Source organism: Pseudomonas sp. SHLD1, from assembly GCF_028640935.1.
GTDB lineage: Bacteria > Pseudomonadota > Gammaproteobacteria > Pseudomonadales > Pseudomonadaceae > Chryseomonas > Chryseomonas aestiva.
In genome coordinates, this window is record NZ_JAQZAD010000006.1 from 305,550 (window position 1) to 329,258 (window position 23,709).

A 23,709-nucleotide genomic window follows, 5' to 3' on the forward strand; every position below is an offset into this window, starting at 1 on the left:
TCAGGAGGAGAATCTTCATGGCACACGAATTCGATTACATCGTCATAGGCGCCGGTTCGGCCGGCAACGTCCTGGCCACCCGGCTGACCGAAGACAAGGACGTCACCGTCCTGCTGCTGGAAGCCGGCGGCCCCGACTACCGCCTGGACTTCCGCACCCAGATGCCGGCTGCCCTGGCCTATCCGCTGCAGGGCAAGCAGTACAACTGGGCCTACCAGACCGAGCCAGAGCCGCACATGGACAACCGCCGGATGGAATGCGGCCGTGGCAAGGGCCTGGGCGGCTCCTCGCTGATCAACGGCATGTGCTACATCCGCGGCAACGCCCTGGACTATGACAACTGGGCGCAACTCGACGGCCTGGAAGACTGGACCTACCTCGACTGCCTGCCCTACTTCCGCAAGGCCGAGAAGCGCGACGCCGGTGCCAACGACTGGCACGGCGGCGACGGTCCGGTCTCGGTGACCACCGCCAAGCCGAATACCAATCCCCTGTTCGAAGCCATGGTCGAAGCCGGTGTCCAGGCGGGCTATCCGCGCACCGAAGACCTCAACGGCTATCAGCAGGAAGGCTTCGGCCCGATGGACCGCTTCGTCACCCCGAACGGTCGTCGTTCCAGCACCGCGCGTGGCTATCTGGATCAGGCCAAGGGTCGCCCGAATCTAACCATCGTCACCCACGCCACCACCGATCGCATCCTCTTCGAGGGCAAGCGCGCCAATGGCGTCGCCTACATGAAGGGCGATTCGCTGGAAGCCATCACCGTGCGCGCCCGTCGTGAAGTCCTGCTCTGCGCCGGCGCCATCGCCTCGCCGCAGATCCTGCAGCGCTCCGGTGTCGGCCCCGCGCCGCTGCTGCGGCGCTTCGACATCCCGCTGGTCCACGACCTGCCCGGCGTCGGCCAGAATCTGCAGGACCACCTGGAAATGTACCTGCAGTACGAGTGCAAGCAGCCGGTCTCCCTGTACCCGGCGCTGAAGTGGTACAACCAGCCGCAGATCGGCTTGGAATGGATGCTCAAGGGGACCGGCCTGGGTGCCAGCAACCACTTCGAGGCGGGCGGCTTCATCCGCTCCAGCGAAGAATTCGACTGGCCCAACATCCAGTACCACTTCCTGCCGATCGCCATCAATTACAACGGCACCAACGCCATCGAGGCCCATGGCTTCCAGGCCCACGTCGGCTCCATGCGCTCGCCCAGCCGTGGCCGCATCGAACTGACCTCGCGCGATCCGCGCCAGCACCCGAGCATCCTGTTCAACTACATGAGCACCGAGCAGGACTGGCGCGAATTCCGCGACGGCATCCGCCTGACCCGCGAGATCATGCAGCAGCCGGCGCTGGATCCCTATCGTGGCGAAGAGATCAACCCAGGCCGCGACTGCGTGACCGACGCTCAGCTGGACGCCTTCGTGCGCTCCCATGCCGAGACCGCCTACCACCCGTCCTGCTCCAACAAGATGGGTACCGACGACATGGCAGTGGTCGACGGCGCTGGTCGTGTACACGGCCTGGAAGGCCTGCGTGTGGTGGATGCCTCCATCATGCCGATCATCGCGACGGGAAATCTCAATGCCCCGACCATCATGATCGCCGAGAAGATCGCCGACAAAATCCGCGGTCGCGCTCCGCTGCCGCGCAGCAACGCCGCCTACTACGTCGCCAACGGCGCCCCGGTACGGGGTACCCCACTGCGTGACGTCAACGGTCAGCGTGCCGCCGAGCCGGTGCCGGAACGTCGCAACCAGCCGGCCGCCTGATCCCAGGCAGCGGAACGCAAGAAGGGCGCCCTCGGGCGCCCTTCTTGTATCTGCCTTTCCAAGTGACGACGGTGGTTGCCTCGCTAAGCCTGAGCAACCACAGGCAACCCGCTCTTTCCCCTCTCCCTTGGGGAGAGGGCTGGGGTGAGGGCCACCCAGCCCCTCAACTCACAGGCAATCCTTCACCGCCGTCAGAATGGTCCGCGGCCGCAGCGGATTGTTGGCCATCTGCTCGCGCAGCTGGATGCGCGTGCCGCGCGACGCCGACCCGATGTCGATGATGGCCGCCGTGGCGCCCGGCACCTTGCTGTCCACCAGCACACGCTGCCCACTGCCCTGCGGCTGGACCAGCACGTGGCGGCCGTCCTTCTCCAGGCCGCTCACCAGACAGGAGCGATAGTCCTCGGCATTCTTGCCCGTGCGCAGCTCCATGGGTGGATTGCGCTCCAGATTCGCCTGGCTGGTGCAGCCAGCCAGCGCAGCGGCCAATATGGCCAGAGTCTTCGTTCTCATCAGCGGCTCCTGCAAGCTCTTTGCGCCATTTTAGCCGCAGCTGGCTTACGCCAGCCTTAACCGCCGCACATCCTTGGTTTACAAGGGCTTTCCCATGGCTATAATGGCGTCCCCCTTGCCGGTATAGCTCAGCTGGTAGAGCAACTGACTTGTAATCAGTAGGTCCCGGGTTCGACTCCTGGTGCCGGCACCACCTTCTTTGTAGTCCTGTCTGTCAGACGGTTTTGTCTAGCGGACGGAACGCACGCCTGCAACATGCAGCGGCAAGACATGGGTCTGTATGATGACCTGGAAGTCACCTACCGCCGCGGCCCGCCATGTTCCTTGTCAATGATCGCTCCACGTCCCCCTACCGTGAAATCGCGTTCATCCAGAGTATTTTTCCCGATGGCACTGTAGCCAGGGGCTCAGGAACGGTCGTCGGCAATAACGACGTACTCACAGCGCTACATGTGATCTACGACGACCGATACGGCGGACAGGCAATCAGTGTCACGGTTACACCGGGCGCCTACATCAATTCCACCTCTTTTTCCGCGCCTCTAGGTACCTACGCGGCCCATAGCTGGACTGGCTATTCCAACAACTGGGATAAAAACGGTGATCATGTCCCGAGTTATGAAGAGGTCGGGCACGATTTAGCGCTGATCAACCTCGACACGAATATCGGGGTGACTACCGGCATCCTGGGTATCTCGACTACGGGTTCGGATCTGACTGGTACGGTACTAGGATATCCCGTGCGCGGTACCGGGTTGATGCAAGACTCTGCAGCCGCCACCTATGTAGCCGACTACCCGCTTTATTTTGTGGATACGGGCCTAGGCGCAGGCGCTTCAGGGGGCCCGCTGCTGGAGGGTTCTGGGGCAACAGCAAGCATTCGTGGCGTGCTATCTGCCGGAGACAATGCCAACACCTTCTCTCTCTATGCCGCCCTGACCGGAGCCAATGCGGCCTGGCTAGCCAAAGCGAGCAGCGCTAACGATGGCTTGCTGGATGCCAGTAGCGCCTATCGACTAAGCGGTCTTGGAGTCGCCAGTGGCAGTGATGCAGACGATATTCTTGTCCAAGCTCGGCTGTCGTACGACACAACAGGCACCGCTCAGGTGTACGGCTATCGAGGCGCAGATGCGCTCATTATGCGCGGCGCATCTTGGTCTTATCAGCTGACGACGGCTACCGATGACCCGAGTCTATTGCAGGTGAAGGATAGCGTAAGTGGGCAGAGGCTGAACCTACACGACGTCAACGCGCTCGATTTTTCTGACAAAACTGTTTTTGTCATGACGGAAGAACAAGCTCAGCTGGCAAGGCTTTACACGGTATTTGATCGAGTGCCTGATCTTGCCGGGCTAGCTTACTGGACCGACTTGCAGGCCCACGGCATGAGCTTTACCGATATCAGTCGGAGCTTTGCCAATTCTGCTGAATTCATCGCTCACTATGGCGCCAGCACCAATAGCCAGTTTGCTTCCTTGCTATACGAGCGTGTGCTTGATCGTGCAGGTGATGGCGATGGACTGAATTACTGGACGACCTTGATGGATCAGGGCATGAATCGCCTGGACGTCATGACTCATTTCACTAACTCACCTGAAAGTCAGCAGCTCACAGAAGGCTCGGCGGGCTACCTCAAGATCGTTGACCACGTCGCCTGGACGAACGCGGATGTGGTCATCCAAAAAGGTGTCGCTTTCGGCAGCAGCTACGGAGACAGCCTCCTACAAAGCGAAATGGTTGCCGATTCTGGCCATACCATGCGGGTCTTTGGTGGCCAAGGAAACGATATTCTGTCGCTGCAAGGTACCGTAGCGGACTTCGGGCGTACCGCTACCGCACCTAGTACTCTGGTGCTCACGGCTAACAGTGGCAACGTGGCGCTGGAAGTACACGATGTGAATGTGCTGCGTTTCCAAGATAGGGATATCTTCGTACTGGATCAGCAAGAGGCGCAGATCGCGCGCCTCTATACCGCCTTCGATCGGGTGCCGGAGTATCAAGGCATCGAGTACTGGATGCACCAGCACGCTCTTGGTCGTAGCTTTGACGACATCGCCAGCAACTTCACTGCTTCGCCTGAATTTGCAGCCTGGTATGGCAGCCAAGACAATATTGGCTTCACCAACACCCTCTATCGCACCGTTCTAGGCCGGGAAGGCGAAGCCAGCGGTCTGAGCTACTGGGCGACGCAACTAGAGCACGGCATGAGCCGCGCGAACGTGATGCTGCACTTCACCGAGTCCCCGGAAAACCAGCAGCTCACCGAAGGCGGCTCGGGCTTCATTCAGTTGGTGGGACAGACGGACTGGGCATAAATCATCGCATTGCAGGCGACGCTCAAGCACAAGAACTTGCTGTGCCGCTTCATGCCGTGAGGTATCTGCAAGATGAGCCACCGGGACTCATCTTGCAGGGCTTTTAATACACCGTCAGGGTGCGAAGGCCAATCGCGAGATTCCGATCATCGCCATTGAAGCCATGTTCCTTGGGTATGACGGAGTTGGGCAGGTCCAGGGCAATTTCCAGCTCTCCCTTCGCCGCGATGGACTCCCGCATTTTGCTGGAGAACTCAATCTCAATAACGTTCTCGGTGATGCTGCGTAGTTGGAAAACGCCTGCAGGAATGCCATTTAGCGTGACACCCACCTGTTGTACCGCACTGGCAGGAGACAAGAAGGCATCCATCTTCATGGAGATACCTCTTACGCCGGTCGACGCCGGAATCTGAAGCCGGACGTGCTTGGCGTTCGACCAAACTCCCCAGGCTTCCGCGGCAGACCAGCCTTCGAGAAGATAGGCTTCGCCTTTACGATCCTTACCGAAAGACAGGATCGTGCCAGCACGTTCCTTGGGGCGACTGGCTTGGGGAGTACTTTGCTCAACGCCCTGAACAGCGAGACATTGCGGGCATTCGTTCCAACCAGGCGCCAGGACATTGAAGCCATTGACGAAGGTAAGGAGGTCCGACGGCTTTAGCGTCTTTCTGATCTCGGGCAGTTGGGCGCTGTCGACAATGTAGAGGGTATCCCGCTCATATACGCCTCGCGCAATACGCTCGCCTATTGCGGCCTTGGCATCGGCCAGTGCCGTCTGATCCATCCTCGCCAGGTAAACAATGTCAGTGGCAAGGTGGTGCGTCGCCGAGAAGTTGGAGAACGTTCCCCACTCTCCTCGCTCGTTAGCTGGATTGGTGCTTCTGACCTTCTGGTAACGCTGTGCAGCAAGGTCCCAGAAGGGGGCAACAAGCGGAGTACTCCATACCGATTCTGGCGGCGCCATCATTCGGGTACGGATACCTTCTCGAAACGGGTTAAGGTCAATGATCTGGACCACCGCCGCTAGCCAGACAAACGCCCAGACGCTCTTCCCTCCATTGCCACGCACTAGAAAATAGAGCGTAGCCAGCACGATCACATAGTAGACCGGCCAGAATATCCTGCCTGAGGCCCGGAACACGTTGGCCAGCCGCGCCAGTTTGTCGTTTAGCGGCAACGCCCATTCCAAGGAGCCAAAGCCGATCCGATTAGTAATGGCAAAGAGAGTAAGGGCAACCAAAGCGCCGAACAGGAAGGGGTAGCGCCGGATCAAGCCAGTCAGCGCTAGACGTTGATTGAAGTATCCAGGTACCGCGAGGATGATCGCTAGCAGGGTACCTAAACCTAAATAGTTAAAGCCTTCATAATCACCCTGCCCCTCTGGAATATCTCTCAGAACGTAAGACCAACTTGCGGTAGGTCCAGCAGTATAGGAGCCGACAGAATCAAATAGCGACAACAGGTTTAATCGCAGGATGCCATAACCTGTGGCAGCGACACCGTTCTTGACTGAGAAATAGCCTGCCTGCCAGGCGCACAGCAGGATCCCCGCCATCACCAGCCCTATCTCAATAGCGCCCCGTGGCAACGACTGACGCTTCTTAAGCATCTTTCCCAATAGATCCGCTGCCCAGATCGCCGCGATCATCGGCAGAAAATAGGCATGGGTCAGCGTCGCAACCATGAACAGTAGCGGCCAGGCCAGCAACCGCTGATAGTGGTCTGGCCGCAAGGCGTAATAAAGCGCGGCCAGAACAAGAAAGTGTCCGGAGAGACTGAAATGCCCCTGCATCCGCCATAGAAACGGCGGTGCAAAGACAAATAGCAACATCCCTCCCAGGCGAACCAACGGTGCTGTTGTAATCAGTCCTACGAGGCGCCAGGCAAAGAAAGACTGCAGGATGAAACAGAGAAGTAGCCAAATCCCCGTGTACTGAAACGGCTCGGGCAGCCAGTTTCCTACCAACTTGAAGAGGATGGCTAACAACGGATTTGAATCCGTGTAGACGATGGAGTTGCTCAGCTCCAAGCCAAAATTGGGATTCAATCCGAGTGGAAAGGACCACGGCGACTGACGGAAAAAAGCCCAGCCGAGGTAATGCTGCTGCGGGTCGCCAATACTCAGCCAGCCAATATTGGCTGGGTTAAGAATTCGGGGTCCGAGTACCAGCAAAAACGCCAGCGTACCTATGACAAAGGCACAGAGCAGTTCAACTCGAAGCTTAGGCTTCAAGGGAGTATGGAGGTCATTCAAGGTAAGTTTCCATCATCGACAGGCAATTGCTCACGCCTTAAATCCCCAAAGCCTGCTAGCGAAAAACGACAAGACAGGTACGATCAGGACGGCGATCAGCGCGCAGGTGGTATTTTCCAATGTGGTCCAGTACAACAGCAGCGCTAGTAGCGCACTGTTAATCAAGAAACCACCTACCGCGATAAGAAAGAAACGAAGGACGGCCCGAGCGATGCCGGCTGAACTGCGGAACGTCCAAAAATAGTGTCCACAAAAGGACACGCCGAAGGCACCCAGGAAGGCCAGCAGATTGGCTAGCAGCGGCGCTACGCCTGCTCGAATGAGCAAGGTGACGATGGCAAGGTGCACAGCTGTGGCCGCGAGCCCCACCAAACCAAAGCGGCTCGCTACCAATAGCTCGCCAAAGGCGCGGCCATCGCGCAATGCCTTAAGCCTGGCGATCATGGCTCGGCCCGATCGGTCACTGTGTAATTCTTACGCACCACATAGACCGGACGGCGCTTGGCTTCGATGTAGGTTCGCCCCAAATACTCGCCAAGAATGCCGATTCCCATGAGCTGCAGACCGCCCAAGAAAGTGACCGAGACGATGATGGAGGCATAACCCGGCACGTCTACACCCTTGATCAATACCTTCAGGGCAATGGACATGGCGAACAGGAAGGACACCAGGGAGACCGCTGATCCCAGATAGGTCCAGATCCTCAGGGGATCGGTGCTGAAGCTGGTGACGCCTTCCAAAGCGAAGTTCCACAGCCGCCAGCCATTGAATTTGGTCGAGCCGGCGACCCGCTCAGGGCGCGCATAGTCCACATAGGCGGTGCGAAAGCCCACCCAGGCGAACAACCCCTTCATGAAACGGCGCGACTCCGGGAGTTCCTTGAGCGCCTCCACCACGCAGCGATCCATGAGGCGGAAATCGCCGACATTCTCCGGCAATTGGGGATCGGCGATCTTGTTGTGCAGACGGTAGAACCAGTTGGCCGAGGCACGTTTGGCCCAGGAATCCGAATCTCGATTTAGACGCCGCCCCAGCACTACCTCGTAGCCTTCATGCCACTTGGCAATCATCTCCAAGATCACCTCGGGTGGATCCTGGAGATCGACGTCAATCGGCACTACTAACTGACCGCGCGCTTCTTCGAGGCCGGCGGTCATGGCCGCTTCCTTGCCGAAGTTGCGGCTCAGATCCAGCACTCGGATTCGCGGCTCACGCCGCTGGCATTCCAACAGCGTCTGCAAGGTCGCATCGGTACTGCCATCGTTGATGAACAGAAACTCCAGCTCGATTCCAGCCTGTGTCGCGAAGACGGCCCCTACTCGCTCTAAGAAGAAAGGAATGGCTTCTGTTTCATTGAATACCGGTATTACGAGGGTTAGTAGCACCGGAATGTCCGTGGCGCGTGGCCCGAGGTCATAGCTGTTCAACCTATCTCCTTTGGACTAGACCTGGCTTCGCCTGATAACACCGCGAACCTGTCTACCTCGTAGTGAATACTGCAATCAGGGCAATTCTTTCAGATAGAAAAGCGTCTGCCCCCAATAGGGGGCAGACGATAGGGGGTGGACGGCGCGGATGCAAACCCTATTGCCTTCCGCTCATCCCTTGGCAACCTCCCCTTCCTTAACCCCAGTCTTGCGCTCTTCACCGGGCGTAGGTACCGCCAGCCAGCCGTTGATCTTCTGGATATCGGTATCCCGGAAACCGCCGCTCCAACGCAGCAGCACCAGCTGGTTGGTAACGAAGTCGTACTGCGCCTGCAGGTAGTCACGCCGTGCGCTGTATTCCTGCTGCACCGCGTTGAGCACATCCACGGCAGTCGCCACGCCCAGGCTGAGCGATCGCTCACTGGCGGCGCGAGACTTGATCGCCGAGTCTAGCGCGTTACGCGAAGAACCGATCTTGGCCAGGTCCGCAGCGCTCTTCATGTAGGCCGTGCGCGTTTCCTTCACCACCTGACGGCGGATCGATTCGTACTCTTGCTCCGCGGCATCGCGCGAGCCATAGGAGCTGGCGACACGGGCGCTGGTCGAGCCTCCGCTATAGAACGGGATCTGCACGCTGATGGTGGCTGAGTAGGTGTTGATCGCGGAGGAGGCGATGACGTTGTCATAGGCGAAGTCGCTGCGCTGCGCGCCTAGGTTGAAGCTCAGGGTCGGCAGATGCCCGGCCTTGGCCTCGGAAATTCCGTAGTTGGCGGCATCCACGGCGCGCTGCTTGGCCTCCAGTGCAGGGTTGTTCGCCACTGCCGAATTCACCCACTGTTCTTCGTCACCTTGCGGCATGGCCAGTTGGGCTTTTTCGTTGAGGCGCTTGAGCGGCTGATAGACCGGACGGCCGATCAGCTCCCCCAGCGCCTCGCGGGTCACCTGGATCTGGTTGCGTGCTTCAATTTCCTGCGTTTTCAGGCTATCAACCTTGGCGGAGATCTGCAGCACGTCGGTGACCGTGCTCATCTGCTTGTCGAACAGCGCCTGGGCACGATCCAGGTTGCGCTGCGTCGCCTTGCGTTCGGCAGTGACCAATTCGAGATTATCTTCAGCCGCCAACGCTGCGAAATAGCGCTGCACTAGATCCGCGGCCGACTGAGTCTTGGCATCCTCATATTGGGCACGGTATTGCTCGGTCAACTGCTCATAACGCTTGAAGCCCCGCCAGGCCGCAGCGTTGTACAAGGCCTGGGTCAACGTCAGGTTGTAGCTCTCGCCGTTATAGTTGAGGTTCTGCGTGCCCTCCTCGCGTCGAACCCTACTGGTCGAGGCTCCACCGCTCAGCTGCGGCAGTATCTGGCCGAAGGCGCCGCGCTCCTGACCCTCCAGGTTCTTCACCTGGGCCTCTGCACCACGAATGCGAGGATCCGATACGGCACTGTCCTGATAGAGTTTCCAAAGATCCACAAAATCTTGTGACTGGGGTATGGCAGCGGTCTGCGCCTGAGCCCCGCCATAGCAACTCAGCAGAATAGCCAGAATAAAAGATTTGCCATTCATACCTGCGCTACTCCTCGATCATCGATCGAGCCATAGCATTGCGAGCTGGCTTGAGCAGGTATTGCAGCATGGTACGGGAACCGGTGTTGATCAACACGTCGGCTGGCATGCCCGCGACAAGCTCACGATGGCCCAGATCCTTCTTGCCCTGTTCGGTCAATTTAACCCGGCCCAAATAATAGAACGTACCATCCCGCTCGTTGGTGAGCCGGTCGGCCGACACATAGATCAACTCGCCCTCGATGATCGGCGTTGTGGCATTGCTGAAGGCACTGAACCGCACCTCAGCCTTGGTCCCCAACTCCACGCGGTCGATATCCTTGGGCTCGATGTGTACCTCAACGATGAGCTTGGCCGCGTCCGGCACGATATCGAGCAGATTGGTTCCAGACTGAATGACGCCGCCAATGGTATGAACCGTCAGGTTCATCACCATACCGCTGACCGGTGCCTTGACCTCGGTACGATTATATTTATCTTGCAAAGCGCCTAACCGCTCACGAGCCTCGTAGATTCGTGACTGGGTATCAGCCAGGCGGCTGGCTACGTCCGATTTAAATTTCTGGGTAGCCTGCAAAATTTGCAGTCTGGTCTCGCCGATCTGAACCTTCGCCCGAGCAATAGCCGAACGCTGATCTGCAATCTCCGCCTGCAGTCGTGAGAGATTGCGCTCTTGGTCACGAAGACGCTCGTTGCTGACGAAGCCTTCTTTCAACAAGCCGGTGAGATCCTTAATTTCACTGGCATAAGATTTGGCCAAACTCTCCTTGCTAGCGATGACTTCGTTGTAGCCACGAATCTGCTGTTCTAGCTCTGCTGCGCGATTTTTCAGTACGTCGATCTCACCGCGGCGCGCGTCACGCCCTGCCAGAAAGATCTGTCGCTCACTGGCGCGCGCCTCTTGGACACGTTTGTCCGCAGTGGGAAAGTCACTAACGCCAAAGGTGATGTCATTGGCGTCGTCACGCTCGGCGATGAGCCGGGCCTCCTGCGCTTGGGCGGCGACCAGTTGACCACGCGTCGCCTCCAGTTCGGAACCCGCCTGGGTGCTGTCCAATACGATCAGCACGTCTCCCGCCTTGACGTCATCACCATCATGCACCCGCACCTCTCGGACGATCCCGCCTTCTAGGTGCTGGACCGACTTGCGATAGCTATCTACGGCCACCACACCGGTAGCGAAGGCAGCGCTGTTGAGCGGTGCTAAGGCTGCCCAACTACCACCGATACCGAAAACAGCAAATAGAATGATGAAACCCAAACGACGCACAGGTGCATCATTGACCTTCAGGCCCGCCGCCTCGGCTTCCAAATAGACGTCTTTCATGCGGGCGCTCCTCCTGCACTACCAGGTTTAGGCGGCAAGGGGGTCACCGAACTTTGATTAGGCACCGGCTGCGGACTTCCGGACTGCTGTGCCTTGAGCTGAGCCAATACCTGATCACGAGCTCCGGACATCGCAATTTGGCCTTCGTTTAGTATCAGAAGGTTATCTACATAGGCCAGCGCGCTGACCCTGTGGGTAATGATGAATAGCGTCGTGCCCTTCTGCTTGAGCTTGATCAACGCTTCGCCTAAAGCGCGCTCACCGACGTCGTCCAAATTGGAGTTGGGCTCGTCGAGGATGACTAGTTTGGGATCACCGTGGACGGCGCGCGCTAGTCCGATACGCTGGCGCTGACCACCTGATAGAACACCACCATGAGCACCGATGACGGTGTCATAACCTTGTGGAAGCCTCAGGATCATCTCATGTACACCAGCCATCTTTGCTGCCTCAACGACTTTCGCCGCAACGACCTCACCAAATCTGGCGATATTTTCCGCAATAGTACCCTCGAATAGTTCAATATCCTGGGGCAAATAGCCAATGTAAGGTCCTATTTCTGCGCGATCTAGCTGAAACATGTCAGCACCATCCAATCGGACCTTACCGCTCTGGGCAGGCCATATGCCAAGCAGAGCCCGCGCCAAAGTAGACTTACCAGCTGCGCTGGCCCCGAGAATACCTACTGATGCACCAGCGGGAGCCCTAAAGGTAACGCCTTTGATGATCGGTACATGCCCACCGGGTGGCGTGACAAAAATCTGTTCAACTGACAAATCACCTTTGGGAGCCGGCAAAGACATGCGATCAGGCTCTATCGAAATTTGGCCCAACACCTCATTTAGGCGAAAGTACTGTCCACGTGCGGCAACAAATCCCCGCCAATTTGCTATCATCTGGTCTATCGGAGCCAAAGCCCTGCCAACCAAAATTGATGCTGCTGTCATAAGGCCAGCGGTAATTTGATTGTTTATTACCAAGTAAGCACCAACTCCTAAAATAAAAGATTGCAACAACATTCGCCAAGTTCGGGAGGCATTTGTAATAGCTCCTCCTAAATCGCTTGCTTGCCCCTGCAGTGCTAATACCTTATAGCCTCTGACCTTCCAGCGCTTCAACAGACTGGGGAGCATGCCCATAGATGTAATAACCTCCGCATTGCGAAGGCTTGAGTTCATTATATTTAGAGCTCCACCGCTTTCCCGATTTGCCTCCAACAGCTTCTTTCCAGTAGCCATTTCATTAGCAATAGCAAACACTATTGCTACTATCGCACCGAAAACTGTCAGCCAGCCAAACAGAGGGTGAAAATAAAACATTATCGCAACATATATCGGAATCCAGGGCACATCGAAGAATGCAAATAATCCGCTGCCTGTAAGAAACTGCCTCAGCCCAATAAGATCGCCAATAGGCTGACTTGAGACAGCCATTCCATTTGTAAAAAGCGACTGCTTAAAACTTGCGTTAAATACACGCTCTGACAACATGAGATCTAGCTTAGTGGATATTCTGACCATCATCCTAGAGCGTATCCACTCTAACAAACCGTAAGTACATAACAAAACAAACATTATAATGGTTAGCATCAGCAACGTTGTTTCGCTGCGACTGCTTACAACTCGATCATAGACCTCGAGCATATAAAAGGATGGAACCAGCATTAGCAAGTTAGTGAAAAGACTAAAAAAAGCTACAATCCAAAAGCTTTTTTTACATAGTACAATTGCTTTAAATAGCTCTTGCTGCCTTATATTTTTCACTTTTTTGCCTTTGAAATTTTTAAAATTTTAAATCTACATCGCGAAAAGCTGGCCGGACAGTCAATCTGCCTGGCCAACTAATTTAGCCTAAGCGGGCCAAATAATCAGCATAGCTAGTAGTTAACTCTATCGGAGGAGCTTTTTGATTTTTTAAACCCACATTCCACCCCACTGATAGCATTAGGTTTGATAGGGCTTCAGGAGAGCAGCTAGCATCGTAAATAGTGCCATAGCCGCATTCCTTAATACGTTCTGGAAGCGCTCCTATGTCTACAGAAACGGGCCAGACCCCTAATTCAAAAGCCAAACTTAATGTATACGAAAATGTCTCAGGCCAAACATGATTGAATAAGAAGACATCTGGACTGTGGGACGAGACCAAGTCATACAAATGATCTTCGTCATATCGACCTGTAATCTCCACATTTGGAAAATCCGCAAGTCGCGTGTCATCGAGTGTATACCCAATTATTAAAAAGTCCATGGGGATATCTTTCTCATTGACATACTTTAACAGCTCAACAATGTTCCAATAGCCTTTAATAGAAGAGATGGCGCCTATAATCCCCACCTTCATCCGATCTCTTCTTTTAAGTAGTAAAGGCTTAATTCTAGGCTGAGCCTTCAAAACTGGATGCTGAACGACCTTGTAATTACCATAAACGCCGTGCCTTATCATTCGTTTCATAACATCGATAGAGGGTGAAATCACAACCCGAGCTGAGCTAAATGCCCTCTTAAAATTATCAATATACGAAATGCCGTTCGAAACTGCGCTTTCGACCCAATACTTTAAACCGGAATGCGGGGGGTACTGCAGAAAGTCGTTTTCTGCGAGGTCACCGTGATAAACGTTATTTGGCGAAGTCATAGTTACCCATGGACAAATCCAAGAGTAGTCATGCACAGTGATCAATAAGTTATCGAGTGATTCCGCCCAAGATAAAATCTCTTTATTTAGGCCAAATGGAGAATTAAGATGCACTGACCTAAAGTTAAACTTCTTGACATCTTCAAGCAGTTTCAAATGTTCGTTTTTACTATATTTTTCGACGTGGGTTTTTTCAAAGAAGCCTTTCCACGACTTCTGATCTGTCGGTATCTCTAATACCGCCTCTCCTAAAGCATTAAACGATAGCACTACAGCCCTTCTGCCTTCCAGTTCGTGCAGCCTCGCTAAGTCATCAACATACTTTTTCGTACCGCCACCAAAGTTATGCGTAACTAGCAATGCACTTTGAGTATCTATAGAGGATAGAATCTCAATAGTTATATTTCGTCTTAAGCTAGCGGACGGGTCATCAGATATATAGCGTTGAATAAACGAGTCGTAAAAAGGGTAGTCTTTAGCAATTACTTTCGAACTTGCAAGAACCCTTTCCATTTTTTCATGCCCAAAAGACACGCTTCCTCTATGTACGACAAACGTGTCCGCTGCGAGAACATGCTTCCATCCGCCCAGCATAGCCTTTATGCAGAATTCCGTTTCTTCTCCATAACCCCTACCCCACTTCGCAGCATCTAAAAGCCCGTTGTCATCAATGGCGTATCTATTTATATACATACAAAAGCCTATCGCGACAGGCAGCTCTATTGATTTACCGCAATTCACTTTTTTCGCGACTTTATTTATCAAGCCCGCCACATATTCATCTTTTACATTGAGTGACTTGCAGAGATAAGGATACGTTGCAACTTCACCATTATTGGTAAAAGGCGTAACAGTCGCGATATTCTCATCTATTCTGGCTGCAGCTAGCATATTATCCAGCCACCCGTCTTGCACAACGGCGTCTGCATTTACGATAACAACATCTCGCCGCCCAGCGAATATTATTCCCGCGTTTACAGCTTCCGAAAATCCGCCGTTTGATTTACGGTTAAGTAGAAAGAAATTTTTTGGCTTTTTTAAATCAAACCACTTTAGGTAGTTATTGATCTCTTCATTGGGACTACAGTCATTTATAATCACGACATCGTGAGGTGCATTGATCTTTTTATGGATCAAACTCTCTATACACTCTACCGTCTCTACAAAACCATCGTAGATAGGCAAAATAATAACCACTTTGTCTTCGAGCTTTTTACTCGAAATTGGCTCCTTGACAAGATGGCAACTGACCTCGCCATAGCTATTCATAAGCCATCTAGATAGTTCCTTCTTTGGATACTCAGAAACCCTATCAAGCCCATGAACCTTACTATTCAGATCTTTTAATGCATCAAATTTCGAAGAAAGAACAAGGCTTGCGATTAAAATGCCGCTTTCATCATCCGAGACATCTATCTTTGCGCCGTGCGAAAGGCGATGCTCAGTCAAATCAAAATGAAAACCGTACCGTGCAGTCTTAATACCTAAGCTTTTTTTTACGTCTTCACGACCATGGTCAGCATACCCATCCGCCACAACCTGATCGTTGACACTTACCTTAAGAAAGACTGGGGAAGCACGGTCTTTTCTCTTTACCCAGCCTCCAATACTAGAGAAATCACCAACATCTAACTCAAAGCTATATTCAGGATACTTAAGAACAACTAGCTCACTAATCTTGTAATCATCAATACCTTTTGTTTTCAGTTGAAACACCCGTGATACCCCGTCACACAGGTCTTCTGGTATTTCCCAAAAACACTTCAGGTAGTTATCTTCAGGCTTATCTCTGACGAGTGAAACAACATCAATCCGCACGCCATTTACAAAAATTTTGGCGTCTACAATATCACCTAAATAGCCTCCAGCATAAATAGGTAAGCGACCATTCTCGATTGCACCTGTAAAAAGATTAAAACCGGACTCAAAATTATATCTTTTTGTCGGATTAGTAAGAGGATCCCCGCCGGACCTAACGCTTACGTTGCCGCTGAGCGAGATTATATGCTCCGAGTTTATTTTCTGTTTAAACCCACATTTCAACTTGGATTCCTGAACCATGCCAACGTCAGGCCTAATTGTGTTTGCTAGGACAGAATTCACCTTTTTGCCATCCAGATAGATATCTACCAGAGCTGGATCCGCATTCTTTTTGTCGACTGCCCAACCGCTTACTTCTAAATCACCACTAAGTGTTTCAAAATGGCCTACGACGGTTGATTGTCTCCGCCAAATAAAATCAATTGGCTTTTCATTTATAATGATATCTTCTGGAAGAAGCTTAAGTCGAAACGAGAACTCCCTTTCTGGCTCTATCAAAGATTTCAGATCGATGCGAAATTCGTATATTAAATTACTTTTAAAACTGGCATCACTATGATCGGCAGACCAACACCTGGCTGTTATCAAAATATTGCCACCTGACACCAAGGCTACAGAAGGGTATGAGTCGTTGTAGTTCTCACTTGAAAAGCTACCAATCAAAAAGCCATCTTCATCTATGTTTACTGATACGATAGGACTATTTTTGTAAGACACCTTCGACCCCCGAATTAAGAGATATTAACTAAATCTTCATAAAACTTATTTTTTTCTGAACCGCTCGATATATATTTTTTACTATAACCTTGCTCGTATAAGCCATTTAGCACTGAAGAGATTGATATTTCGAAATCCATTGGCTTATTTAAAAATCGCTGATTGGTTTGAAGGATAATATGATCTGCGCTTTCGTGAAAAAGTATCTTCCTATCTATCCTTCCAGCAGAGTGTACAAATACCACTCTAGAATAAAATATCGAAAGGAAATATATTAAGTTTCTACTAGACGAGGAACTCCCAAATATTAAGCAACATTTCTCTGAAAGAGCGGATTCATTTTCAATAATTACGATACTTCCAAAATGCTGCGCCTCATTTTTAAAGGTCATCCGCTCTTTAGTTTTTTCAAGATCTGCTACATAAACCCATCCTGGATTGCTTTGTATTACTTTATCTGAAAGGTCACCAAGCTCTTTTTTTAATGTATATTTAAATTTAAATAACTTTTGACATTGCTCATGAGTAAACCCTAACTTTTCTAACAAGCTAGCTGCAGCTAACGCAGCGCCGAAATCCGACCAATGCGTATCACCCTTGGAGAAACTCATCTCCCGCTGCGAGCCGAGTGATTCCAAAGGAAAAACAACCTCTCTATAGTTCCTCTGCAAATATTCAGCGACATCTAATTTAGAGGTATGCCTAGGATAATAGTCACTAAATACTTTCTCTTTAGAAGGTGCTATTAGAAAGCAGATCGCCTCCGTATACCGTGACAATACCGAACGGATATTCTTAAAATAGGCGTCCCAAGAATAAAATAACTTTCTTTTTTTTATGCCGAAAAAATCTAACTCGTTTTTTTTTGCATCTAAAAAAAGCCACTCCTTTTTTCCTACTACCGGAGAGCGTGTCCGGCGCGATATGATCTTATAGACTCCGTACTCAAGACCGTCCAAGAATAAATTTATATGTATCGAATCGTCTGAAAGCGGAATGCATATTTGGAAACCAAATTGCGGCAGCTGATTTTTTATTTCCAAAGCCTCGGCCACATCTGGTCGACTTTCTGAAGCAACAGAATCTAAAATACAGTTTCCATATTTTATTCTAATCTTTAGTGGACATTCTGAAGAGGCGCGATCGACTGCCCAGCCTTTGATATTCAAACTCGAATTGAAATTCACCCCACTACTCGGAGACTCCAATACAAGCGACAAACTTTCAGGAAGACTGCTACTTTTCCTGTCAACCTCAATAACTTCCACAGTGTATATAGACATTTAAGCTTCTAGATTAATTAATACATGCCTAATCCACCAAACGGACCAATTGCCCAGTCTGCATTAAGGCTCGGATGGTAGAAGAAATCCGTTTGGCGCGACGCATCCCAACGATCTATTAATAAAAATTGCTCGCGTAATGCTCGTTGCAATTTATCCTTTGTAATGTCCTTTCCTCTGCTTGCAGATTCGGCATGAATCAGCTCTGCGAACGGCGTCCACAGAATCTTCAGCCCTAGCTTATTGATCCTAAGACACATGTCTACGTCATTGAACGCAACTGGATGGCGGACTTCGTCCATCCCGTCGATCTGTAAGTAGAGATCACGCCTTAAAATCAAGCAGGCGGTGGTGCAGGCGCTCTGACGCCGAACAAGATGATTGAATCCCAGATAGCCAGGATCATTGCGCAGCCAATTATTACCTGTATGGGCAGCTAGCCCATTGATGCCTATTACTACACCGGCATGCTGGACCATATCGTTCTTCCACAGTAACTTGGCTCCGACTGCACCAACGTCAGGACGCACCGCCAAGCTCATCATTTCCTTCAGCCAGTCGGGATGTAGGATCTCGATATCATTGTTTATGAGCCCTATGTATTCTCCCGTAGCGAACTCAGCACCGACGTTGTTCAGGGTGGCGTAGTTGAAGGGATAGGGATGCGGCAGGATGCGGACGCCACGGCTCTTGAGTTCGTCAAAGTAGTCTAAAGTCTGCGGATCGCTGGTCTGGTTATCGACGATGATGAGTTCAAGGTCTGGGTAGTCAGTCTGGGTAAGGAGGCCTTCCATGCAGGCATGGAGAAGCTTGTAGGCATCCCGGGTAGGAATGATCAGACTCACCTTGGGCAGGCGATCGGGTAATGGCCAATGGGTGCGCAAGGCACCAGGCAATTTGGACTGGGGGATCAGACGGGTACCCGGCCGCAACTTGTTCACCAACCAGCTCATACGCTCTAGACGCTCGGGCTTGCCGGCATCGCAGGCGGCCGGCGTAGCAGGACAATTGGCACTGCGATGGCTAAGCACCTGAGTCACGCGGGCAACGCCTAGATCTTTTTGCACGGTGCTTAGGATCAAGGCAGCTAGTACACCTTCATGATCCCGCGGTAGCTCGGGTGCTGCATTCAATAGCCGTACGGCGCGCTGAATGACGTCGCGGCCGAACAAAGCAGCGGCTGTGAAGAGGTCCGCCCCTAGGTAGAGGTCCAAATCCCAGCTAGGTTTGAACCAAGGATTGCTACGCTGGCCATTCATCCCGTCTTGATCGCAGTCCGCGAACGACCAGGCGGCCGGCTCGCCCGCCGCTCCTGGTTGCAGAGCCAGAGCTAGCTGGTCCAGGGCATGGGGTCGCAGGCGGCTATCCACGGGCTGAAGTAGCACGGCTTCGGCCCCCTCCTCCAATAGCAGCTGTAGCGAAGTGGACACGTCCTTGGGATTGGCCACCGCCTGGGTGAAAGGTCGCAGACGTTGTTGGTTCAAGCTTTCCAGACATGCATGCTGCTCGGTTTCGCTAGCTTCGCCATAGAGCAGGACAGCGATCCTGCTCTTGGCGACGCTTTGCGGGTACTGAGGGGTGCGCTGGTAGTGGGCGAACCATTCAGGGTAATGGCCGAAGCCGGCGCTACGTGGACAACGCTGATCATAATCGCGTGCCAGGCGAATGAGCAGGTCGCGGGGCGCCTGATCGGCCCGCTCTGGCCAATGGGCGGCTACCAGCGCGCCAAGTCCTTCGGCATGGCAACAGATGGTGATAGGGCTGCCCAGCAGAGGTCGGCCCTGATCATCTTCAATATGCACTTCGCGGCGCTCACCGTCGCCGAAATGCCAGGGCAGCTCAAGGCTGTAGCCATGATCGGCATCTGCCCGATAAATGAGTGCGGGATGATGCAGATTTGCCTGGCAACGGGCTACGACCTGATCGCCCAAGCGCGCCCGAACTTCGACATGGCGCCCTGGGGTTGTGTCATCCCAAACCCAACCTCCTACGACGAGACCACCGCCGTACCAAACCTGGCTGCCCGGTACCTGGGCCTCAACTTTGGCCGGTTTTTCGTTGGGCAGCTCTAGGGCCTCGCCGACCCACGGACCTTCATTAGCCAATCGAACAGCGATACGCCGGGCCCCATTGAGCCAGCCTGGCTGCAACTGGAGGGCGAAGCCGTGGAAGCCATCACCCACCAGAGGATCATGCTGATAGGTATCTGCACGTACCAACGCTACGGAGGCACCGTCAATGGTGACGTCTAATGCCAAACGTAGATCGGGCTGGGCCGGATCAAAGGCCCAGCCCTGAAGCACATCACCGTGAAGACTTTCTATCTGGCCTTGCACGGTAACCAGGGCAGGAGCTTTGGAGAGTTCAGTCATGGAGAAACCTGTCGGGTAGGGCATCGCCTAGCAGAGCATTGAGGGGTGCGGGCAGCAGACTGAGGGAGTGGGCACCTATTTCGGTAGCCACTACGCCAGCCGGCGCATAGAGGGGCAAAGCGATATGCCGGGCGATCGCGGGTGCAAGCCAAGAGCTGGCCGGCGCGGCGTCTAAACTCAATGCCAGGGTGCAGCCGGCCAAAGCAGGTATTTGGGACCTCGCGACACCAGGAAGCTCGATCAAGGGGCTGACATTGCCACTGGCGAGCAAGCTCTTTTCCCAAGGGGTGCGCTCAAGGAGCAGGAAGCGGCACGCTAGGCCTTGACGACGACTCAAGCGAACCAGCTGCAGCCACGCCTGGGCCAGCTGTGAATTCGATAAGGAGTCGGCGATCAGAATGTTGCCAAGTCGCTGTGCGGGTAACATGTTGAGCGGCGGGAAAGGCACGCCTGCTCTCACCGGAACGTGGGGATTACTCATCAACAGCGTGGTAGCGAGTGCGTCGAAGGTCGAACGTTGCTCAAGGGCTGCCTTGTGGAAGCCCAAGACCGTACGGGAGGTATCCCTGGTCGTCGGATCGATCAGGCGATAAGGAACGTCGATGCGCTCAGGCAGCGTCTGCAGTAACGTGGGGCAACGTTCAGGCTGAACGTAGTCCAAAGCAGCTGGCCGCAGCTGATGCAAGTCTGCGGTCAACTGCGCGATATCCGCTGGCAGACGATAATCCAGCAGCAATGGCAAACCGAAGCCTTGAACTCGAAGTTCAACCTTAAGTACGGCATCCGACTGCTGGAAGGCGAGTACCAAAGCTGGCTCCGCACGTTCTAGCGCGGCGAGGAGGTTAAGCCGGTCGGCCGCACTAATTATCGCGTTCGCTTGAGTCCCCGCTAGCTGTTCGCTAAGCCAAGAGAGTCGCTTGCGCTGCAGACGCTGACGGTAGGGTTTGAGGGGATCATGGCGATAGAAGCGCTCAAAGGCACGTTCCGCAACCGGATAACGCTTTCGTAGAATCGCGTTATTGAATGCTACTCGTTCGAGCTTTTCCGCCCCGAAGGAAACACCACCTCGGTGGGCAACAAAAGCGCGGTGAGCCGCTACATGCCGCCAACCCTGCGATTTAGCTCTAAGGCACCAGTCAGTTTCTTCGCCATAACCGCGCTTGAGCTGAATCTCGTCGAGCAAGCCTACCTGCTCTAGCGCTCGACGTTTGATGTAGAAGCAGAAGCCACAGCCCACTTCGATCTCGGGCGGCGCTGAGGTATCAGCGGCCGCTTGGCGATGTAGGGCGCGCTGCTCGTCCATAGAGGGCATTGCATGACTTTTGCGACTTTCCGGGAAGCTGAGCAGCTCACCGTTGTTACTGAACGGGGTCGCAGTGGCGACGTCGGCTGCGGAATAGGCAGCCTCACGCAGCTTGTCCAGCCAGTCGTCACAGACCCTCGCATCGGCGTTCAGCCACACCACATCACGCGCACGATGCAGCGCCATGCCCCGATTCATGTTGCGGATGAAGCCCAGGTTAGCTGCGCTACGGTGAAGTTCGATCCGGCCAGCCTCCGCCAGCTCACGCAATGCCTGACTCAACTCCGGCTCTGGGCTTTCGTCATCGAGGACCACAATATTCATTGAGGTTTTGTTGACGTCCAGGCTATCGAGCACACTGTTAATGCAGGCTAGAGAAGCTTCGCGTCCACGATAGATGGGAATCAGGACATCTACTAACGGCTCGATCGAATCCACCGGCATTTTAACCGGCGTAGGCTGCAAGGATTCTACAGCGGCCAAGGGGCTACCTAGTACTTCGCTGCCATCTGCCCAGCACAGCCGCACGCGTCCCACTGGCGCAGGCAGACGAATACGAATACCACCATGACGGCCGCCATTGACTGATTTAGCCAGCAACGGACTGGGCAGGTTGGCAACGATGGTCTGTTGGCGATCGCCCAGATTAAGCGTGAGCTTCACTGGAGTTTGCGGATGCCGGGTGTCTAGCGCCCAACCACGAATCTCTTGGCTGCTAGGGTCAAATTCGACATGTCCCCAGCGGCGTGGCGACAGTTGACGAAGCAAGACGGCCAATTCGTCAGCGCTGTTGGCATAAGGCAGTTGCTCTATCAACTGAGCGGGTTTCACGCCAGGTAGCGCTGTTAGCGCTCGCAGACGTAAAAGCCTAACCGCGGAAGTATTACGCGCAGGATTAGCAGGATCGGAGAGAAAATCGTAGGCGGCCTGGGGTTCGCCCTTTTGCAAAAGCACATGGCCCAACAACGCGACTGTTTCACCCTGCTTTGCCAAGCTAGCGTTAGCTTCCGCTAAGGCTACAAATGCCTGGTCTAGCGCACCATTCTTGAGTGCTGCAACACCAGCAGAGACCAGCGCCACTGAGCGCTGCTCTGGAATCTGTAATGCCAGTTCGAGACGTTTTTGAGCCTCGCCTAGCTGTCCGGCTTGGAGCAGAGCCTGATAGTCCTCCATGAGTGTAAGTTGGCTCATGGCATCGGTCTCCGCGAAAAGCCAGGTGATTCTTTGTAGTACCGTTTTAAAAAAGACTTCCGGCCCTAAGGCCGGAAGTCTTGTTTCAGGTCAACGAAACGCTATTAGACCTGGCCGGTGACAACGATGACGCCGGTATCGTGAGCTTGGGATTCGGCAGAGCCGACAATGCCCACAACCACATCGGCACGGGTGTGACCGGTAACCAGCTGCTGTGCCCAGAACACCAGGCCTTCCGCATCGGCGGTACGGCCCAGGGCACCTTGGTAGATGTCCTGAATGAACTGAGCGTCAGACACGTTGCTACCGTGGACTGCGGTGTATTCAGTGGAGTTGATGAAGTTGTTAGCGATGGTGGACAGGCTAGTACCACCGTTAACTTGTTGCGTGTAGAACTGCGCGCCACCAACATCAGCGTCTCGGCCGAGCACTGCATCGAAGAGACGCAGGGCAATGCCTTCGGCCTGAGAATTGACGATGGAGATGGACTGGTTATCGGTACCAGCGACGAACTGAACATTGGTCAGGTTCAGGTTGCCATTGGTAGCACTTGCCAGGCTCACGGTACCGTTGGAGATGGTCACGCCGGTGTAAGCGCCTACGCTTACGCCTACGTTGACCACGTCGAAGCCTGCACCACCATCAATGGTGTGCACACCGTTACCCACGGTGATGACGTCGTTGCCAGCGCCAGCGCTAACGTTGTTGGTGCCATTGCCTACATGAATGGTGTCGTTACCGCCTGCAGTTACAATAGTGTCGTCACCGTCACCCGAATCGATGTAGGTATTGACATTGTCGCGGACGGTGATGGTGTCGTTGCCTGCGCCGGAAACGATGGCACGAGTAGCAGCAGCGCCTTCCACAGCAGCAGTCGGAGTAACAGTGGCGGCGGTGCCAATCGCGACAGTCACGTTTGCAGCGGTGTCGAAGACGAAGGTAGAGGCGTTAGCAAGCGCGGTAGGAATAACCACGGTTGCATTGGTGCCAGCAGCGCCCAGGTTGTCGAAGAAGGCGATGTCCGGAGTCTGAGTATTGCCCTGAGCATCAACAATGACGTTGAAGCTGCCGTTGTTGTAGGTCGAAGCAACGACGGTATTGTCTGCGACGTTCAGATCCAGAATGTCAGCAATAGCGGCTTTGGTAGTGCTGCTCAGCGAGGTAGCGTTCAGCGAGGTTTGAAAGGCAGAAGCGGTAATGGCGGCATCGTATTGCATGAAAAGAATCTC

At 53.7% G+C, this 23,709-nt stretch carries 14 protein-coding genes and 1 tRNA gene; 3 read left to right on the forward strand and 12 right to left on the reverse strand.

Annotated elements, in window-relative coordinates:
• Positions 1-17 precede the first annotated feature (17 nt).
• Entirely contained in the window at positions 18-1,760 is a 1,743-nt protein-coding gene (gene betA / locus PVZ77_RS01425; RefSeq protein WP_273805609.1) for a choline dehydrogenase, read from the forward strand.
• Positions 1,761-1,928: 168 nt separating this feature from the next.
• Here the strand turns inward: betA and PVZ77_RS01430 are convergent, their stop codons facing one another.
• A complete protein-coding gene (locus PVZ77_RS01430; protein WP_145153766.1) occupies positions 1,929-2,273 on the reverse strand; it encodes a hypothetical protein in 345 nt (114 codons plus the stop codon).
• Between the two features lie 117 nt (positions 2,274-2,390).
• Here PVZ77_RS01430 and PVZ77_RS01435 point away from each other — a divergent pair.
• Positions 2,391-2,466: transfer RNA gene (locus tag PVZ77_RS01435), tRNA-Thr, on the forward strand.
• 124 nt (positions 2,467-2,590) lie between these two features.
• Positions 2,591-4,588, forward strand: a complete 1,998-nt coding sequence (locus PVZ77_RS01440; protein ID WP_181125838.1) for a DUF4214 domain-containing protein — start codon at positions 2,591-2,593, stop codon at positions 4,586-4,588.
• 103 nt (positions 4,589-4,691) lie between these two features.
• Here PVZ77_RS01440 and PVZ77_RS01445 read toward each other — a convergent pair whose 3' ends face one another.
• From PVZ77_RS01445 to PVZ77_RS01495, 11 genes are all read right to left on the reverse strand, one after another.
• Positions 4,692-6,842, reverse strand: coding sequence for a DUF6311 domain-containing protein (locus tag PVZ77_RS01445; RefSeq protein WP_273805608.1), 2,151 nt, complete (start codon positions 6,840-6,842; stop codon positions 4,692-4,694).
• 30 nt (positions 6,843-6,872) lie between these two features.
• A complete protein-coding gene (locus PVZ77_RS01450) occupies positions 6,873-7,286 on the reverse strand; it encodes a GtrA family protein (protein WP_273805607.1) in 414 nt (137 codons plus the stop codon).
• The gene (locus PVZ77_RS01455) at positions 7,283-8,269 is read right to left on the reverse strand and encodes a glycosyltransferase family 2 protein (protein WP_145153757.1); all 987 of its coding nucleotides are present in this window, start codon (positions 8,267-8,269) and stop codon (positions 7,283-7,285) included. Before PVZ77_RS01455 ends, PVZ77_RS01450 begins: the two co-directional genes overlap by 4 nt.
• Before the next feature lie 171 nt (positions 8,270-8,440).
• Entirely contained in the window at positions 8,441-9,832 is a 1,392-nt protein-coding gene (locus PVZ77_RS01460) for a TolC family outer membrane protein (RefSeq protein ID WP_273805606.1), read from the reverse strand.
• 7 nt (positions 9,833-9,839) lie between these two features.
• The gene (locus PVZ77_RS01465) at positions 9,840-11,159 is read right to left on the reverse strand and encodes an HlyD family type I secretion periplasmic adaptor subunit (RefSeq protein WP_273805605.1); all 1,320 of its coding nucleotides are present in this window, start codon (positions 11,157-11,159) and stop codon (positions 9,840-9,842) included.
• Positions 11,156-12,922 (reverse strand): type I secretion system permease/ATPase, encoded by a 1,767-nt coding sequence (locus tag PVZ77_RS01470; protein ID WP_273805604.1) that lies wholly within the window; start codon positions 12,920-12,922, stop codon positions 11,156-11,158. Before PVZ77_RS01470 ends, PVZ77_RS01465 begins: the two co-directional genes overlap by 4 nt.
• Positions 12,923-13,004: 82 nt before the next feature.
• Entirely contained in the window at positions 13,005-16,331 is a 3,327-nt protein-coding gene (locus tag PVZ77_RS01475; protein WP_273805603.1) for a glycosyltransferase, read from the reverse strand.
• A 14-nt stretch (positions 16,332-16,345) separates the two neighbouring features.
• Positions 16,346-17,614: an alginate O-acetyltransferase AlgX-related protein gene (locus PVZ77_RS01480; RefSeq protein ID WP_273805602.1), complete on the reverse strand. Its 1,269-nt coding sequence runs from the start codon at positions 17,612-17,614 to the stop codon at positions 16,346-16,348.
• Between the two features lie 17 nt (positions 17,615-17,631).
• Positions 17,632-19,986 carry a glycosyltransferase family 2 protein gene (locus PVZ77_RS01485; RefSeq protein ID WP_273805601.1) on the reverse strand — a complete coding sequence of 785 codons (2,355 nt, stop codon included), beginning with the start codon at positions 19,984-19,986 and terminating at the stop codon, positions 17,632-17,634.
• Positions 19,979-22,480, reverse strand: a complete 2,502-nt coding sequence (locus PVZ77_RS01490) for a glycosyltransferase (protein ID WP_273805600.1) — start codon at positions 22,478-22,480, stop codon at positions 19,979-19,981. The genes PVZ77_RS01485 and PVZ77_RS01490 overlap by 8 nt, the downstream gene beginning before the upstream one ends.
• A 104-nt stretch (positions 22,481-22,584) precedes the next feature.
• Positions 22,585-23,697 (reverse strand): DUF4214 domain-containing protein, encoded by a 1,113-nt coding sequence (locus PVZ77_RS01495; RefSeq protein ID WP_273805599.1) that lies wholly within the window; start codon positions 23,695-23,697, stop codon positions 22,585-22,587.
• Between the last annotated feature and the right edge of the window lie 12 nt (positions 23,698-23,709).

Excerpts from the sequence above, each read along its gene's own strand:
- PVZ77_RS01495 (WP_273805599.1), bottom strand. The coding sequence starts at position 23,697 with ATGCAATACGATGCCGCCATTACCGCTTCTGCCTTTCAAACCTCGCTG.
- PVZ77_RS01460 (WP_273805606.1), bottom strand. The coding sequence starts at position 9,832 with ATGAATGGCAAATCTTTTATTCTGGCTATTCTGCTGAGTTGCTATGGC.
- PVZ77_RS01440 (WP_181125838.1), top strand. The coding sequence starts at position 2,591 with ATGTTCCTTGTCAATGATCGCTCCACGTCCCCCTACCGTGAAATCGCG.
- PVZ77_RS01465 (WP_273805605.1), bottom strand. The coding sequence starts at position 11,159 with ATGAAAGACGTCTATTTGGAAGCCGAGGCGGCGGGCCTGAAGGTCAAT.
- PVZ77_RS01485 (WP_273805601.1), bottom strand. The coding sequence starts at position 19,986 with ATGACTGAACTCTCCAAAGCTCCTGCCCTGGTTACCGTGCAAGGCCAG.
- betA (WP_273805609.1), top strand. The coding sequence starts at position 18 with ATGGCACACGAATTCGATTACATCGTCATAGGCGCCGGTTCGGCCGGC.
- PVZ77_RS01450 (WP_273805607.1), bottom strand. The coding sequence starts at position 7,286 with ATGATCGCCAGGCTTAAGGCATTGCGCGATGGCCGCGCCTTTGGCGAG.
- PVZ77_RS01480 (WP_273805602.1), bottom strand. The coding sequence starts at position 17,614 with ATGTCTATATACACTGTGGAAGTTATTGAGGTTGACAGGAAAAGTAGC.
- PVZ77_RS01490 (WP_273805600.1), bottom strand. The coding sequence starts at position 22,480 with ATGAGCCAACTTACACTCATGGAGGACTATCAGGCTCTGCTCCAAGCC.
- PVZ77_RS01430 (WP_145153766.1), bottom strand. The coding sequence starts at position 2,273 with ATGAGAACGAAGACTCTGGCCATATTGGCCGCTGCGCTGGCTGGCTGC.